Origin of the sequence: Curtobacterium sp. UNCCL20 (assembly GCF_900101675.1) — a bacterium.
Lineage (GTDB): Bacteria > Actinomycetota > Actinomycetes > Actinomycetales > Microbacteriaceae > Curtobacterium.
In genome coordinates this window covers 46,598-62,067 of sequence record NZ_FNKG01000001.1, presented here as the reverse complement: position 1 = coordinate 62,067, position 15,470 = coordinate 46,598, and the positions used below count along the sequence as shown (strand labels likewise).

The following is a 15,470-nucleotide window of genomic DNA, read 5'->3' as shown; positions in this document are numbered from 1 at the left end:
CTCGGCGGGAGGCCCCGTGCCACAGCACGAGCGGCTCGAGCGCCCCGTGCGACAGCACCCGTTCCACACCAGGAGCAGCACGTGAGCACCACCGAAGCACCCGTCGCGGGCGACTGCGGCCTGCGGGAGCGCAAGAAGCAGCAGACGCGCCACGCGATCCACCAGGCAGCGATCGACCTCGTGACCGATCGCGGACTCGCGGGTGTCACGGTCGAGGAGATCTGTGCTGCCGCCGGGGTCTCGCCCCGGACGTTCTTCAACTACTTCCCGTCGAAGGGCAACGCCGCACTCGGATTGCCCGCGACGACGATCCCGGACGCGGCTCGGGTGGCCTTCCTCGCCGCCCCGGGTCCCCTGGTCTCGGACCTCTGCGACCTCGTCGCGCAGACCGTCACCCTGCCGGAGGACCGCCGCCGCATGAAGACGCTCGTGCAGGCACGGCCGGAGATGGTGCCGACGATGCTGCAGTGGATGGCGGACGCACGGCTCGCCGTGTACGAGGTCGCCGCCGAGCGCACCGACGCGGACTCGGCACGGACCGCGGTGACCCTCGTGATGGCCGCCGTGATCGAGGCTGCGCACCGCTTCACCGTCGGTTCGCGTGACGAGCTCGCGGACCGCCTCCGCGCGGTCGTCGCCGACATGGCCCGGCTGGCCGCCGGCTGACGGAACGAGTCTCGTGCTGAGCGACAGTCCTCGCGGCGTGCAGCGCGTGATCCGTCGCTGAGCCCGAGTCTCGCGCGGCTTCGCGCGAGCGCAACGCGACCATGGCCTGGAGGCGCGGTGCCGGTCCGACCCGCACCGCGCCTCCAGGCCGTTGGTGCGTTCCGACCCATGACGCGCGCAATCGGATGACGAATCGCGCGTAGGAGGCCGGAACTCCCGCCCTCCTACGCGCGATTCCGCACCCCACGCGCGAAACGGCACCCCACGCGCGGAACGGCATCACCCCACGCGCCCCTTTCTGCGGGATTGGCGGAAGTCATCGGACGACTCGGCGCGCTCTGCGGCTGAATCACCACGAGAATCGCTCTTGACACGAGAGACATCGGATGTTTCGATTGCCTCGTTCGGTCGACGGAGACCGGACGGGCAGGAGACACGATGAGCCGCATCACCGGTCTGCGCGTGCGCGACATCCGGTTCCCGACCTCGCGGGAGCACGACGGGTCCGACGCGATGAACCCGGCGCCCGACTACTCGGCCGCCTACGTCGAGATCGCCACGGACGCCCTCGACGGACTCGTCGGCACCGGCTTCGTCTTCACCATCGGCCGCGGCAACGAGGTGCAGGAAGCCGCGATCGCCGCGCTCCACGACCACGTCGTGGGCGCCGACGCCGAAGCGCTGCTCGCCGACATGGGCGCCACCTGGCGAGCGCTCGTCCACGACTCGCAGCTCCGCTGGCTCGGCCCGGAGAAGGGCGTCATGCACATGGCCATCGGTGCCGTGGTGAACGCGCTCTGGGACCTCCGCGCGAAGCGAGCCGGTCAGCCGCTCTGGGCGCTGCTGGCGGACCTCAGCCCCGAGGAGCTCGTCGACCTGGTGGACTTCCGGTACCTCACCGACGCGATCACCCCGGCCGAGGCGCTCGACCTGCTCCGCGCCGCCGAACCCCACCGCGCCGAGCGTCGTGCACGCCTCGAGCGTGAGGGCTACCCCGCGTACACGACCACGCCGGGCTGGCTCGGCTACGACGACGAGAAGCTCGCCCGGCTCTGCCGCGAGGCCGTCGACGAGGGTTTCACCCAGATCAAGCTGAAGGTCGGCGGCGACGTCGACGAGGACGTCCGCCGGATGGGCATCGCCCGCGCGGTGGTGGGGCCGGACATCCGGATCGCCATCGACGCGAACCAGCGCTGGGACGTCGACGAGGCCGTGACCTGGATCGACCGGCTCCGGCCCTTCGACATCGCGTGGGTCGAGGAGCCGACGAGCCCGGACGACGTCCTCGCGCACGCCGAGATCGCCCGCCGCATCGCGCCGATCCCGGTCGCGACGGGGGAGCACATGGCGAACCGGGTCATCGCGAAGCAGCTCATCCAGGCGCAGGCGATGTCGGTGCTGCAGATCGACGCCACCCGGGTCGCCGGCGTGAACGAGAACCTGGCGATCCTCCTCCTCGCCGCGAAGCACGGCGTCCGGGTCTGCCCGCACGCCGGCGGGGTCGGGCTCTGCGAAGCCGTCCAGCACCTCTCGATGTTCGACGCCGTGGCGCTCTCCGGAGCGCTCGACGACCGGATGATCGAGTTCGTCGACCACCTGCACGAGCACTTCGTGACCCCGGTCGACGTCCACGACGGCCGCTACTGGCCGCCGACCGCCCCCGGAGCCGGCACCGAGATGCTCGCCGACTCCCTCGACGTCCACGAGTTCCCGGACGGCCCGGCCTGGGCCGCCGAGACGGTCCCCGGCGACGCGGTCCGCGTCGCCTGACCAGCCACGACACCACACCCGATCCCCGATCACCACGACGAAGTGGAGACACCGATGCGACGACGTATCACCGCCGGGCTCGCAGCAGCAGCTACTGCAGCCCTCGTGCTCACGGGCTGTTCCGCCGGGAGCAGCGCCAGCGACGGCCAGTCCAAGGACGCCCTCACCTGGGCCATGTGGATCGGCGGCAAGGAGGACAAGGCCGCCTGGCAGCAGGTCGCCGACACCGTCGACAGCAAGGAGGGCGTCAAGGTCACGATCCAGGGCTCCCCCTTCAACGACTACTGGACGAAGCTCCGGACGCAGCTCTCCACGGGCACCGCGCCGTGCATCGTCAGCATCCAGTCGCTCCGCGCCGCGAACTACACGGACGTCCTGGTGCCGATCGACGACATGGCGAAGCAGGCCGGCCTCGACCTCACCGAGTACGACCAGACGGCGCTGACCGGCATGAAGGTGGACGGGAAGCTGTACGGCCTGCCCTACGACACCGGCCCCATGCTCGTCTTCTACAACAAGGACCTGCTGAAGAAGGCCGGTGTCGAGGACCCGAAGCCGGGCTGGACGACGGACGAGTTCGAGGCAGCGGCGGCGAAGCTCAAGGCCGCGGGCACCACCGCCTACGGCACGAGCATCGCGGACATCCCGCTCGAGTCGCAGATCCTCGGCTACAACGGCGGCCGGGTCATCAGCGAGGACGGGAAGCTCGACGCGACGAACGCGAAGTTCGCGGACGGCCTCGACTGGCTGGCCGGCCTGGTGAAGAAGGGCTACGCCACGCAGGCGTCGTCGGACTCCTCGGCGGACGGCAACGCGTTCGTGAGCGGTGACGTCGCGATGTACAGCGACGGGCCGTGGTCGCTCATCAGCCAGAAGGCGAAGGTGAAGTTCGACCTCGGCGTCACGACGGTGCCGTCCGGCACGTCGGGAGCCTCGTCCTACGCAGCCGGTTCCGGCTTCGGGGTCTCGAAGCAGTGCAAGTACCCGGAGCAGGCGTTCAAGGCCATCGAGACGATGACGAGCGAAGACGTCCTGACCTCGCTCGCGAAGCAGGGTCGCGCCTTCCCGGCACGGACCGCGGCGCAGCAGACCTGGTACGACAACGCTGGCATCGACGGTGCCGAGGACACGCTCAAGGCGGCGCTCGACAAGGCCACGCCACTGCCGGGCAACAAGAAGAGCGACCAGCTGAACCAGCTGTTCACGCAGTACGCCCTGCAGGCGGTCAACGGGCAGACGAGCGCGAAGGACACGATGTCCTCGATCGCGAGTCAGCTCGGCTCGGACTGACCAGCGTCACCAGATGACGGCCTGGAGGCGCGGGTCGACCCCGCCCCGCGCCTCCAGGCCCGCCACCACCCCTGATCAGGACCGCGCGAACGACGAGGAGGTCGTCGCATGACCACCATCCAGGACCCACCGGCCGAGGCAGCCGTCCCCGCCGTCGCGACCGCGGTCGCGAGCGGCACGGCGACGCCCCGCCCCAGGGGCGGCGACGCCGCCGGCGTCGTCGGCCGGCGCTCGTGGTGGGGTGCTGCGTTCGCGGCACCGCACTCGATCGGGCTCGTCGTCTTCACGGCGTTCCCGATCATCGCGTCGCTCGTCGTCAGCTTCATGCACTGGCCGATGCTCGGCGAGCGGACCGCTGCCGGCTTCGACAACTACGCGAAGCTGTTCTCCGACCCGATCTTCCGCACCGTCACGCTCAACACCGTCGTGTTCGTGGTGCTGTACGTGCCGCTCAACCTCGTCGTGTCGCTCGGCCTCGCCGCCTGGCTGACGCCGAAGATCCGGCACCGGCACGTCTTCCGGGTGCTGTTCTTCATCCCGACGGTGACGCCCATCGTGGCGAACGTCGTGGTCTGGCGGATGCTCTACCAGCCCGGCGGCGCCATCGACGCGACCCTGCAGTCCACCGTGGGTGTGCACGCGCCGAACTTCCTCGCCGACGACAACTGGGCGATGCTCGCCGTCGTCGCGATGAGCGTCTGGCAGGGCTTCGGCTACAACATGCTGATCTTCTCGGCAGCGCTCGACTCGGTGCCGGAGAACCAGCTGGAGGCCGCCCAGCTCGACGGGGCGAACGCGTGGCAGCTGTTCTGGCGGATCAAGTTCCCGCTCATCTCGCCGTCGATCTTCTTCGCCACGATGATGACCCTCATCACCTCGTTCCAGGTGTTCGTCCAACCCTTCGTGCTGACGAAGGGCGGACCGGGCACCGCGACCGAGACGCTCGTGCAGTACATCTACAACACGGGCTTCCAGACGCAGCAGCTCGGACTCGCCTCGGCGGGCGCCTGGGTGCTGTTCGTCATCATCCTCGGGATCACGGCCGTCCAGTTCCTCGGACAGAAGCGGTGGGTGCACTATGAGTGAGCTGACACGGGCCCGGCCCCGGACCTCGGCGAACCGGACGATCAACCCCCGCGGGCTGCCCCGGACGCACCGGCAGTCCGGGCGGGTCCGGCACGTCGTCGGGTACGTCCTGCTCTGCCTCGTCGCGCTGCTGTTCGTCTCCCCGCTCGTCTACATGGTGGCGACGAGCCTGAAGCCCTCCTCGGACGTGTTCACCACGCCGCCGACGCTCTGGGGCTCGTCGATCGAGTGGGGCAACTACGTCCAGGCGTTCACGTACCTGCCGTTCGCGCGGTTCATCCTCAACGGGGTGTTCGTCGCCGCGGCCGGCACCGCGATCAACGTCGCGGTCGCCGTGCTGTCCGGGTACGCGTTCTCCCGCCTGCGCTGGCGCGGCCGCAACGCCGTCTTCCTGCTGTTCCTGGCGACGCTGATGATCCCGCAGGACGTCCTCGTCATCCCGATGTACGTCATGATGCAGGGCTTCGGGTGGGTCGACACGTTCCAGGCGCTCATCATCCCGTGGGCGTTCACGGCGCTCGGCGCGTTCCTCGTCCGGCAGTTCTTCCTCACCGTGCCGCAGGAGCTCGACGACGCGGCACGGGTGGACGGTGCCGGGGCGATCCGGACCTTCTTCTCGGTGATGCTCCCGCTCGCGCGGCCGACGATGGCCGTCCTCGCGGTGTTCTCCTTCATCTCGTACTGGAACTCGTTCCTCTGGCCCCTGGTCGTCGTCAACGACGTCGAGGCGCACGGCACCATCCCGCTCGGCCTGCAGCAGTTCTTCGGACAGCAGGGTTCCGAGTGGAACCTCGTGATGGCAGCGTCGGTGATCTCGATGCTCCCCACCGTGCTCCTGCTGATCGTGCTGCAGCGGCACCTCGTCAAGGGCATCGTCACCTCCGGGCTCGGCGGCCGCTGACCCGTCCGTCCCCGCTCCTGAACCCTCCTGAAAGGAAACCGGTCCACATGACCATCACCGCACCTGCAGAGCCGCAGACCGCGACGGACGCCAGCGGTCTGCCCGCCTGGTTCACCCACGACCGGTTCGGCATGTTCATCCACTGGGGGCTGTACGCCCTGCCGGCACGGCACGAGTGGGTGAAGAACCGCGAGCGGATCACCGACGAGGACTACCAGAAGTACTTCGACCACTTCGACCCCGACCTGTTCGACGCCGCGGACTGGGCCCGCCGCGCGCGCGAGGCCGGGATGAAGTACGTCGTCCTCACCACGAAGCACCACGAGGGCTTCGCACTGTGGGACTCGAAGCTCACCGACTACAAGGCCACGAACACCCGGTTCGGCCGGGACATCGTGCGCGAGTTCGTCGACGCCGTCCGGGCCGAGGGCCTCCGCGTCGGCTTCTACCACTCGCTCATCGACTGGCACCACCCGGACTTCACCATCGACGGTGTGCACCCCCGGCAGGACGACGGCGACGCCGCGATCGCCGCGCTCAACGAGGGCCGGGACATGGACCGGTACCGCGCGTACCTGCACGGCCAGGTCGAGGAGCTGCTGACGGACTACGGGCAGGTCGACTACCTGTTCTACGACTTCTCGTACCGGAACAACGACCACGAGGACATCTGGGGCGGCAAGGGCCGCGACGACTGGGGCTCCGAGGAGCTGATGGCCCTGACGAAGCGCCTGCAGCCGGGCATCATCGTCAACGACCGGCTCGACATCCCCGGCGACCTCGTCACGCCCGAGCAGTACCAGCCGGACAAGCCGATGGAGGTCGACGGCGTCCGGGTGCCGTGGGAGGCGTGCCAGACCCTCAACGGCTCGTGGGGCTACGACCGTGACAACCTGAACGTGAAGAGCGTGGACCTGCTCGTCCGGATGCTCGTCGACGGCGTCTCGAACAACGGGAACATGCTCCTCAACGTCGGACCCACCGGCCGCGGCGAGTTCGACGGGGTCGCACGGACGGCGCTCGCCGGGATCGGCGACTGGATGCACCAGCACGCCCGGTCCGTGTACGGCGCCGGACCGTCGTCGTTCCGGGCGCCCGCGGGCACGGTCTACACGCAGCGGGGCGACCGGCTCTACCTGCACCTCTTCACGTGGCCGTTCGAGCACGTGCACCTGCCCGACCTCGCCGGCAAGGTGGCCTACGCGCAGCTCCTCCACGACGCGTCCGAGATCCACTACCGCGAGATCCCACCGGGGACACGGGCGCAGAACACCGGGCTCGGCGGGCAGCCAGCGGGGACGCTGACGCTCACGCTGCCGATCGTCCGCCCGGACGTCGCGGTACCGGTCGTCGAGCTGTTCCTGCGCGACGGCGCGGCGGAGCACTAGTGCAGCAGATCCTCTCGCGCACCCGGCTGCGGGCCGGCCAGGCGGCGGCCTACGAGGAGCTCCACGCCGCGGTCCCGCCCGAGCTCGCCGAGCGCCTCCGTGCCGCCGGCGTGCACGACTGGTCGATCTGGCGGGACGGTCAGGACCTGATCCACCTCATCGAGGTCGACGACTACCGTGCGATGCGCCGGGCCCTCGCCGACGACCCGGTCAACGCCGCGTGGCAGGACGTCGTCAACCCCCTGCTCGAGGCCGACGACGACTACTCGGGCGACGACGACGGCCTGCCGCTCGTCTGGACCCTGAAGGGACAGGGATGACCGACATCGACATCGACCTCGACCTCGGCCGGGGACCGTTCTGGCTCGGGGGAGCGGGCATCGGCGGCCTGCTCCACCCGGTCACCGACGAGGACGCCCGAGCCACCGTCGACGCCGCGTGGGACGCCGGGGTGCGCGGCTTCGACACCGCGCCGCACTACGGCCTCGGACGCTCCGAGCGGCGACTCGGCGCGGCGCTCGCCGGACGGCCACGGGACTCGTACCTGCTGTCGACCAAGGTCGGGCGGCTGCTCGTGCCCGGACGCGGGGACGGCGATGACCTGGCGTCCGGCGGCTTCGCGGTGCCGGACGACCTGGTGCGGCAGTGGGATCCGTCCCCGTCCGGTGTGCGCCGGTCGCTCGAGGAGTCACTCGGGCGGCTCGGCCTCGACCGCGTCGACATCGCCTACCTGCACGACCCGGACGTGTACTCGCTCACCGACGGGCTGACCCAGGCGCTGCCGACGCTCGCCGAGCTGCGGGACGAGGGCGTGGTCCGCGCGGTCGGCGTCGGCTCGAACTCGGTGTCCGCGCTGGAGGCCGCGGTCGACACCGGGCTGTGCGACGTCGTCATGCTCGCGGGTCGGTACACGCTGCTCGAGCAGCCGGCGGCGTCGCTCGTCGCACGGTGCGCGGAGCAGGGTGTGGCGGTCGTCGCCGTGGGCGTCTACAACTCCGGGCTGCTCGGGCAGGAGCGACCGTCCTCCGGCACGACGTACGACTACGCGCCGGCGCCGTCCGACCTCGTGGCACGGGCGAACGCGATCGCCGACGTCTGCGAACGCCACGGTGTGACGCTGCCCGAGGCCGCGATCGCGTTCCCGCTGCGGGCTCCGGCGGTCGGCGCGATCGCCCTCGGCGCGCAGTCCGCCGAGCAGGTGCGCTCCAACGTCGCCCGGGCCGCGGCCGACGTGCCCGAGGCGCTCTGGGAGGACCTGCGGGCGGCGGGACTGCTCGACGCCTGAGCGGTGCGTTCCCCCGGCAGGGCGGACGCTCCCGCCGGGGCAGTACCTCGCACAACGAAAGTCACCCCGAACCACGCGGCTGCGCGGTTCGGGGTGACTTCGGTTGTGCGGAGTCCCGCGTCAGCGGGTGCGGGCGTTCCCGCGGCCGGAGACCTTCAGGTAGATGAACAGCACGATGATGGCGCCGATGATCGAACCGATGATGCCGGCCGGCTGGAAGAAGCCGTCATTCCCGTCGTGGTTGAAGATCAGGTAGCCCAGGAAGCCCCCGACGAACGAACCGATGATGCCGATCAGGATGGTCATCGGGATCGAGATGTGCTGCTTGCCGGGCATGACGAGCCGGGCGACTGCGCCGGCGATGAGTCCGATGATGATCAGGCTGATGATGAGACCGAGCACGGTGTCCTCCTCGTTGGTGCGGGCGCCACGGCAGGGTTGCCGGGGTCACGACCGACGTCCGAGTGAACACGGGGGTCGATCAGCACGCGCTCAGGTTCGCCGGGAAGCGCATACCCCGCCGCGCCGATCAGTCGAGAGAGCGGCGGAGCCAGCGCTCGACACCCTCGACGTGCGCCACGACGAGGGCCTGCACGAGCTGGGGGTCGCGGCGGCGGATGGCGTCCACGATCGCCGCGTGCTCGTCGAGGGTGCGCTGCACGGAGCCGTTCTGGGTCAGGCCGCGCCACACCCGCACGCGCACGGTCTTGCTGGACAGGGCGTCGAGGAGCCCGGACAGGTACTGGTTGCCGCCGATGCCCGCGATCGTGGAGTGGAAGAGGAGGTCGTGGGCGACGAGGTCCTCGACCCCCGTGTCCTCGCCGACCGAGTGCATCAGGGTCGCCAGGTCGTCGATCTGCTGGTCGGAGGCGCGGGCGGTCGCGAGGACAGCGGACGCGGGCTCGAGGATGCGCCGGACCTCGAGCAGGTCGACGAGCGACCGGTCGTGGTGCATGTCCACGACGAAGGACACCGCCTCGAGCAGGACCCCCGGCTCGAGCGAGGTGACGTAGGTGCCGTCGCCGCGACGGACGTCGAGCACGCGGATGAGTTCCAGGGCCTTCACCGCTTCGCGCAGGCTGTTCCGGGACAGCCCGAGGGACTCGCTCAGCTCCTTCTCCGGCGGGAGGCGCTGCCCGGGCTGCAGCTCGCCGGAGACGATCATCTGCTGGATGCGCGCGATGGCGTCGTCGGTCAGCGAAGCCACACGACCACCTCCTGCTCAGCCCGCTCGCGGACGCGACCGGCCAGGTCGACGATAGTCGTGCCTCCAGGCCGCATCCGCACCATCAGGCGGGCCGCAACCGGAGTGCCTGCATCCCGCCGTCGACTGCCAGGTCGACGCCCGTCGTCGACCGGGCGAGGGGACTCGTCAGGTACGCGACGGCTTCGGCGACCTCGTCGGCGGCGACCAGCCGCCCGTGGGGCTGTCGTGCTTCGAGTGCCGCTCGCTCCGCCGCCGGGTCGTCCGCCGACGCGAGCAGCCGTGCGATCCAGGGGGTGTCCGCGGTGCCGGGGTTGACCGCGTTCACGCGGATGCCCTCGCGGACGTGGTCGGCGGCCATCGCCCGGGTGAGTGCGGCGATGGCTCCCTTGGTGGCGGAGTACAGCGCGCGCTGGGGGAGCCCGGCGGTCGCCGCGATCGAGCAGGTGTTGACGATGCTCGCGTTCCCGGACGCGCGCAGGTGGGGGAGCGCGGCGCGGGAGAGCCGGACGGCGCCGAGCACGTTGACCTCGTACACGCGGCGCCACTCGTCGTCGGGGTTGTCCTCGACGGTCCCCTGCGCGCCGATCCCGGCGTTGTTGACGAGGACGTCGAGGCCACCGAGGTGGTCGACGGCCGCCGCGACCGCTGCCCGGACGGACTCGTCGGACGAGACGTCGCAGGTGACCGAGAACACGTCGTCGGGGGAGGGCTGCAAGTCGAGCACGGCGACGCCGGCTCCGCGGTCCTGCAGGGCCGCGACGATGGCGGCACCGATGCCGGAGGCCCCGCCGGTGACGACGGCGCGCACGCCCTCGTGGGAACGGCCGGCCATCACGCGGCGCCGATCGTCTGCCGCTGCGATCCGAGGCCCTCGGCGGTGAGCTCGACGACGTCGCCCGCCTGCAGGTACGGGGCGCCGCTGCCGAGCGCGACGCCCGCTGGGGTGCCCGTGCTGATGACGTCGCCCGGGTAGAGCACCATGAACTGCGACAGGTAGTGCACGATCTCGGCGGGGCGGAAGATCATGTCCGCGGTGGTGCCGTCCTGCCGGACTTCGCCGTTCACCGCGAGGCGTAGGGACAGTGCGCGGGGGTCGAGGCCGGCGTCGTCCAGCGCCGCCGGGGTCACGAGCCACGGACCGAGCGGGTTGAAGGTCTCGCAGGACTTGCCCTTGTCCCACTGTCCGCCGCGCTCGAGCTGGAACGCCCGCTCGGAGACGTCGTTCGCGATGGCGTAGCCGGCGATGTGCGTCGCCGCTGCTTCCTCGGAGTCGCAGTAGCGCGCCGTCGTGCCGATCACCAGGGCGAGCTCGATCTCCCAGTCGGTCTTCGTGCTGCCGCGGGGGACCAGGACCTCGTCGTCGGGGCCGATCACCGTCATCGGGTCCTTCATGAACACGATCGGTTCGGTGGGGATGTCGGCGCCCGTCTCCGCCGCGTGGTCGCGGTAGTTCAAGCCGATGCAGACGACCTTGCCGGGGCGGGCGACGGGGGCGCCGCGACGCAGGGAGTCCGCGTCCGGGACGCTCCGCAGGTCGCCGGCGCCGCGGGCGTGCTGCACGCGGCCGATCGGGTCGGACGCCAGGAACGAGCCCGTGACGTCGGTGGTGATGGGGCGGAGGTCGAGGACCTCGCCGTCGGTGTCGATGGCCGCGGGGATCTCGCTCCCCGCCGGGCCGAGTCGTGCGAACCGCATCGTTCCTCGCTCTCGTGCTGCGCCGGTGCAGCACAGACATCCTATGTCTGCGCAGGTGCTCCGGCAAGGTAGACGCGCTCCGCGGTCGTGCGGAACACCGCGTCCCGCTCTCGGTCGGTGAGGTCCGAGAGCGCCTCGGTCGTGACCGCCAGGACCTCGGCGTAGTCGGTCGCGAGGGTCGACACCGGCCAGTCCGAGCCGAACACCGCACGGTCTGGGCCGAAGACCTCGACGGCGTCGCGGAGGTACCGGGCGACGGGCTGCTCGCGCCAGCGGGGACCGGCCTCGGTGAGGAGGCCGGAGACCTTGCACACCACGTTCGGGCGGGCGGCGAAGTCCTGCATCCGGCGGCGCCAGGCAGCGGCACGGCCCGCGCCGTCCGCGCCGATGTCCGGCTTCCCCGCGTGGTCGAGCACGAAGGACGCACCGGGCACGGCGTCGACGAGGGTGAGGGCAGCCCGGTGCTCGCGCTCCCGGACGAGGAGGTCGACCACGAGCCCCGCGTCGGCGAGCGCCCGCACCCCGCGGATCACCTCCGGTCGCCCGAGCCAGTCCGCGTCGGGTTCGTCCTGTGCCTGGTGCCGGACCCCGACGAGGCGGTCACCACCCGGCAGCTCCCGGACGGCGGCGATGCGGTCGGCGACGTCCGGCGCTTCGAGGTCGACCCAGCCGACGACGCCCGCGACGGGCTCGGGCTGCGCGAGGAGCCACGCGGTCTCGCCGGGGTCGTGCACAGCCTGCACCACGATGGTCCGGGTGACGGGCGTGTCCCTCGTCACCGCGCGGAGGTCGTCCACGTCGCACCGGCGGCGGATCGGTCGGACCGAGTCGTCCATCCAGGGGTAGAGCCGGTCGGCGGGGTCCCAGAGGTGGTGGTGAGCGTCGATGATCACGCCGCCATCATGCCCGATTCATCCGATGTCCGGCCGGTCGGGCGGGTCCGGTCAGCGATCGCGGACGCGGACGCACGACAGTCGCGAACGCGCCACAGTCGCGGACGCGCCACGGCCTGGAGGCGCGGTGCCCGTCCGGCGCACCGCGCGCCTCCAGGCCTGGTCGCGTCTCGATCCCGCGCCGCTCGCCCGGTACGACCGGGCGCGCTCAGACGAGCGAGGAGGCCTCGAGCTCGGCGCGCAGCTCGGCGTCGGACGGCTCCACGAAGTGCTTACCGTTCGGGAGCACCACGACGGGGATGTTCTTCCGCCCGCTGATCGCCTCGGCACGGTCCGCCGCGCTCAGGTCCGCCTCGACGTCCACGTAGTCGTAGTCCACGCCGAGCGTGTCGAGGAGCGCCTTGGAACGGCGGCAGTCGCGGCACCAGTCCGCACCGAACATCGTCACCTTGTCGTACGTCACGTCAGTCATGGTGACCACTACACCCGAGACGCCCCGGGCATTCCCGAGAACCGACGGCCGACGGGCGGAGCAGCATGGCGCCATGAGCCTGTCCCCGGACGTCGGTGCCGTCAGCGCCGCGCACCCGCACCACCGCCACGGCTGGTGGTGGAAGACCCTGCTCGTCGGCTTCGTGCTCTGGGTCGTGACGATCATCGTGACGATCTCGACCCTGAACACGAACCTCGTGCCGACGATCATCCTGCTCGGCAGCTTCCTCGTGCCGTTCACCGTGGTGCTGTTCGTCATCGAGCGCGTCACCGGCTCAGTGAGCACCATGCAGCTCATCGTCGCGTTCTTCGTCGGCGGGATCCTCGGGGTGCTGGGGGCGTCCCTCCTCGAGGCGGACCTGCAGTCCGGCGCCGCGGTGTACGTCGTCGTCGGCTTCGTCGAGGAGTTCGTGAAGGGCGTCCTCCTCGTCGTCGTGGGCTGGCGGGTCCGCCCGAAGACGGCGACGCAGGGGGCGCTCCTCGGCGCCACCGTGGGTGCCGGGTTCGCCGCGTTCGAGTCCGCCGGGTACGCCTTCAACGCCGCGATCACCAGCCGCGGCATCGACCTGCCGTCACTGCTGCAGACCGAGGTGGTCCGGGCGATCCTGTCGCCGGTCGGGCACGTGCTGTGGACCGCGATCCTCGGCGCGGTGCTGTTCGGCGCCTCGCACGGGCGGGCCCGGTTCCGGTGGTCGTGGGCGACGCTCCTCGCCTACGTCGTGGTGTCGGTGCTGCACGGGTTGTGGGACTCGAACTCGACCATCTCCACGCTCCTGGCGTTCGTCGTCACCGGGACACCGTTCTCGGCGCTGCGCAACGGGTACGTGCCCGCGTCCCTCGCGGGCGTCGCCACGACGCTGTACGTGATCGGGTTGCTGGTGGTGTCGGCCATCGGGGTCGTCGTCCTCGTGTCGGTCCTGGTGCGGTACCGGAGGCGCGCGGCGGCCGCAGCGGCGACCGGGGACCCCGGCTGGGACGGCACCCCGGCACCGCACGCGCTCGGCTGACCGGCTCGGCCACCGGCCCGGAAACGGACCGTTCCCCCGCTCGCCCTACGATGTCCCCATGCCGCCAGGACCCGACCCCGAGACCCGCGCCTGGGCTTCGGCGGCCGTGCGGCGCTTCGCGGCCGCGACGAACATGCTCGTCGGAGCACGCCGGTTCCGCATCGTCGGTGGCGACCCCCGGGACGCCGGTGCCCTGCACGCCCTCCTCACCGGACTCGGTGCCCGTCCGGCAGCCGACCACGAGCCGATCGACCAGCTCTGGTGCCTCGGCACCCCCGACGAGTCGACGCCGGTCATCGAGCGCGAGGCCGACCGACCCCGCGGTGCCACCCTCGTCGTCGTCGATGCCGGACGACACCTCCCCGCGGTCGACGAGGACGCCTTCGGCCCCGTGGTCGCCGCACGCCCCGGCGTGCTCGCCGTCCCGACGCTCTCCGACGACGTGTTCCTCGTGTCCACCGGACGCGACCCCGAGGACGACCCCGCCGCCGAGGCCCGCCTCCGCTGGGCGCGCCGGTCGATGCCGGTCTCGCGAGCGGTGGCCGCCGAACTCCGCGACGGCGGCCTCCTGCGCGGCACGCGGATCGGCGTCGCGATGTTCCTCGAGCCGAAGACCGCCGTCCTCAGCCTGCTCCTCCGGGACGCGGGCGCCGAGGTCGTCGTCTACGCCCACGCCGACGAGACCGACGACGCCGTCGCCGAGGTGCTCCGCGCCGCCGGGCTGACCGTGCTCGCGCGCAGCACCGCGACGACCACGGAACAGAAGGACCTCGCGCTGGCGATGCTCGACACCGGGCCGCAGATCCTGCTCGACGACGGCTCGCACGTCATCCGGCTCGCCCACCAGGAACGCCCCGACCTGCTGCCCACGATGCTCGGCGCGGCGGAGGAGACGACGAGCGGCCTCCGCCCCCTCCGGGTGATGGCGGCCCGCGGGACCCTCGGCATCCCCGTGGTCGCCGTGAACGACGCCCGCACGAAGACGTTCTTCGACAACCGCTACGGCACCGGGCAGTCGACGGTGTTCGCGGTGCTCGACCTGGTCGACGGACTCGCGCCCGGCACGCACCGGGTCCAGCCGGGAGGCGCGGCGGTCGTCGCCGGGTTCGGGCACGTCGGCGAGGGGGTCGCCCTGGTGCTCGCCGCGCTCGGCTTCCGCGTCACGGTCGCCGAGACGGACCCGGTCCGCGCCCTGCAGGCGCTGTTCGCCGGCTACCCGGTGGCCCCGCTCATCGACGCCGTCCGCGACGCCGACCTGGTGATGAGCGCGACGGGCATGCCGGACACGCTCGACCTCGAGGTCCTCCGCGCCTCGGCGGACGGAGCCGTGCTCGCCGTCGCCGGAGGAGTCGACCAGGAGATCGCCGTCGACGCAGCACTCGCCGCGGGTGCCGTTCGCACCCCGGTCGGACGGAAGGCTGAGCGCTTCACGTGGCCGGACGGGCACGACGTGGTCGTGCTCGACGGCGGCGGCTGCGTCAACATCACCGCTGCCGAGGGCAACCCGATCGAGATCATGGACCTGTCCTTCGCCGCACAGCTCGGCGCCGTCCGGATGCTCCTGGAACGGGGCGACGAGCTCGACCGTGCCGTCGTGCCGATCGACCCCGCGGCGGACGAGGCGACCGCCCGCACGGCGCTCGCCGCGTTCGGGAGCCGACCCGCGCCTCCCGGCCCGCTCGCCGCACAGCCCGCGGACCGCGAGCCCGACGTCCGGACCCGCCGCTTCGGAGAACCGTCGTGACCGCCGCGGGGCCGGCGCGCCCGGCCGGGCCCCCGGACCACCTCGG

Annotated in this window: 16 protein-coding genes; 10 read left to right on the top strand and 6 right to left on the bottom strand. The window is 71.5% G+C overall.

From position 1 onward, the window contains the following. Positions 1–81 precede the first annotated feature (81 nt). The 8 genes from BLT36_RS00300 (at position 82) to BLT36_RS00265 (ending at position 8,386) form a co-directional block, all read left to right on the top strand. Positions 82–666 carry a TetR/AcrR family transcriptional regulator gene (locus BLT36_RS00300; RefSeq protein ID WP_092090918.1) on the top strand — a complete coding sequence of 195 codons (585 nt, stop codon included), beginning with the start codon at positions 82–84 and terminating at the stop codon, positions 664–666. A 438-nt stretch (positions 667–1,104) separates the two neighbouring features. Then, positions 1,105–2,436, top strand: coding sequence for an enolase C-terminal domain-like protein (locus BLT36_RS00295; protein ID WP_092090916.1), 1,332 nt, complete (start codon positions 1,105–1,107; stop codon positions 2,434–2,436). Positions 2,437–2,490: 54 nt separating this feature from the next. Next, complete coding sequence (locus BLT36_RS00290; RefSeq protein WP_254787258.1) at positions 2,491–3,726, top strand: ABC transporter substrate-binding protein; 1,236 nt, start codon at positions 2,491–2,493, stop codon at positions 3,724–3,726. A gap of 108 nt (positions 3,727–3,834) precedes the next feature. Continuing rightward, entirely contained in the window at positions 3,835–4,812 is a 978-nt protein-coding gene (locus BLT36_RS00285) for a carbohydrate ABC transporter permease (protein ID WP_092090912.1), read from the top strand. Further along, positions 4,805–5,713 carry a carbohydrate ABC transporter permease gene (locus BLT36_RS00280; RefSeq protein WP_092090910.1) on the top strand — a complete coding sequence of 303 codons (909 nt, stop codon included), beginning with the start codon at positions 4,805–4,807 and terminating at the stop codon, positions 5,711–5,713. The genes BLT36_RS00285 and BLT36_RS00280 overlap by 8 nt, the downstream gene beginning before the upstream one ends. 47 nt (positions 5,714–5,760) lie before the next feature. After that, positions 5,761–7,101 (top strand): alpha-L-fucosidase, encoded by a 1,341-nt coding sequence (locus tag BLT36_RS00275; RefSeq protein ID WP_092090908.1) that lies wholly within the window; start codon positions 5,761–5,763, stop codon positions 7,099–7,101. Then, positions 7,101–7,421 carry an L-rhamnose mutarotase gene (locus BLT36_RS00270; protein ID WP_092090906.1) on the top strand — a complete coding sequence of 107 codons (321 nt, stop codon included), beginning with the start codon at positions 7,101–7,103 and terminating at the stop codon, positions 7,419–7,421. Before BLT36_RS00275 ends, BLT36_RS00270 begins: the two co-directional genes overlap by 1 nt. Beyond that, a complete protein-coding gene (locus BLT36_RS00265; RefSeq protein WP_092090904.1) occupies positions 7,418–8,386 on the top strand; it encodes an aldo/keto reductase in 969 nt (322 codons plus the stop codon). The genes BLT36_RS00270 and BLT36_RS00265 overlap by 4 nt, the downstream gene beginning before the upstream one ends. 120 nt (positions 8,387–8,506) lie before the next feature. Here the strand turns inward: BLT36_RS00265 and BLT36_RS00260 are convergent, their stop codons facing one another. The 6 genes from BLT36_RS00260 to BLT36_RS00235 form a co-directional block, all read right to left on the bottom strand. Next, on the bottom strand, positions 8,507–8,788 hold the full coding sequence (locus BLT36_RS00260) for a GlsB/YeaQ/YmgE family stress response membrane protein (protein WP_092090902.1): 282 nt from the start codon (positions 8,786–8,788) through the stop codon (positions 8,507–8,509). 127 nt (positions 8,789–8,915) lie between these two features. Next, positions 8,916–9,593, bottom strand: a complete 678-nt coding sequence (locus BLT36_RS00255; RefSeq protein WP_092090900.1) for a FadR/GntR family transcriptional regulator — start codon at positions 9,591–9,593, stop codon at positions 8,916–8,918. A gap of 82 nt (positions 9,594–9,675) precedes the next feature. Continuing rightward, a complete protein-coding gene (locus BLT36_RS00250) occupies positions 9,676–10,425 on the bottom strand; it encodes an SDR family NAD(P)-dependent oxidoreductase (protein WP_092090898.1) in 750 nt (249 codons plus the stop codon). Continuing rightward, a complete protein-coding gene (locus BLT36_RS00245; protein ID WP_092090896.1) occupies positions 10,425–11,288 on the bottom strand; it encodes a fumarylacetoacetate hydrolase family protein in 864 nt (287 codons plus the stop codon). The genes BLT36_RS00250 and BLT36_RS00245 overlap by 1 nt, the downstream gene beginning before the upstream one ends. A 41-nt stretch (positions 11,289–11,329) precedes the next feature. Further along, entirely contained in the window at positions 11,330–12,181 is an 852-nt protein-coding gene (locus BLT36_RS00240) for an amidohydrolase family protein (RefSeq protein WP_217638251.1), read from the bottom strand. A gap of 208 nt (positions 12,182–12,389) precedes the next feature. Further along, on the bottom strand, positions 12,390–12,653 hold the full coding sequence (locus tag BLT36_RS00235) for a glutaredoxin family protein (RefSeq protein ID WP_092094169.1): 264 nt from the start codon (positions 12,651–12,653) through the stop codon (positions 12,390–12,392). Between the two features lie 73 nt (positions 12,654–12,726). Between BLT36_RS00235 and BLT36_RS00230 the strand changes: the two genes are divergently transcribed. Continuing rightward, on the top strand, positions 12,727–13,680 hold the full coding sequence (locus BLT36_RS00230; RefSeq protein ID WP_092090894.1) for a PrsW family intramembrane metalloprotease: 954 nt from the start codon (positions 12,727–12,729) through the stop codon (positions 13,678–13,680). 58 nt (positions 13,681–13,738) lie between these two features. Beyond that, positions 13,739–15,424, top strand: a complete 1,686-nt coding sequence (locus BLT36_RS00225) for an adenosylhomocysteinase (protein WP_092090892.1) — start codon at positions 13,739–13,741, stop codon at positions 15,422–15,424. Positions 15,425–15,470: the final 46 nt, after the last annotated feature.

Coding starts and splice junctions, on each gene's coding strand:
- BLT36_RS00295 (WP_092090916.1), top strand. CDS start 1,105: ATGAGCCGCATCACCGGTCTGCGCGTGCGCGACATCCGGTTCCCGACC.
- BLT36_RS00290 (WP_254787258.1), top strand. CDS start 2,491: ATGCGACGACGTATCACCGCCGGGCTCGCAGCAGCAGCTACTGCAGCC.
- BLT36_RS00285 (WP_092090912.1), top strand. CDS start 3,835: ATGACCACCATCCAGGACCCACCGGCCGAGGCAGCCGTCCCCGCCGTC.
- BLT36_RS00280 (WP_092090910.1), top strand. CDS start 4,805: ATGAGTGAGCTGACACGGGCCCGGCCCCGGACCTCGGCGAACCGGACG.
- BLT36_RS00275 (WP_092090908.1), top strand. CDS start 5,761: ATGACCATCACCGCACCTGCAGAGCCGCAGACCGCGACGGACGCCAGC.
- BLT36_RS00265 (WP_092090904.1), top strand. CDS start 7,418: ATGACCGACATCGACATCGACCTCGACCTCGGCCGGGGACCGTTCTGG.
- BLT36_RS00250 (WP_092090898.1), bottom strand. CDS start 10,425: ATGGCCGGCCGTTCCCACGAGGGCGTGCGCGCCGTCGTCACCGGCGGG.
- BLT36_RS00245 (WP_092090896.1), bottom strand. CDS start 11,288: ATGCGGTTCGCACGACTCGGCCCGGCGGGGAGCGAGATCCCCGCGGCC.
- BLT36_RS00235 (WP_092094169.1), bottom strand. CDS start 12,653: ATGACTGACGTGACGTACGACAAGGTGACGATGTTCGGTGCGGACTGG.
- BLT36_RS00230 (WP_092090894.1), top strand. CDS start 12,727: ATGAGCCTGTCCCCGGACGTCGGTGCCGTCAGCGCCGCGCACCCGCAC.
- BLT36_RS00225 (WP_092090892.1), top strand. CDS start 13,739: ATGCCGCCAGGACCCGACCCCGAGACCCGCGCCTGGGCTTCGGCGGCC.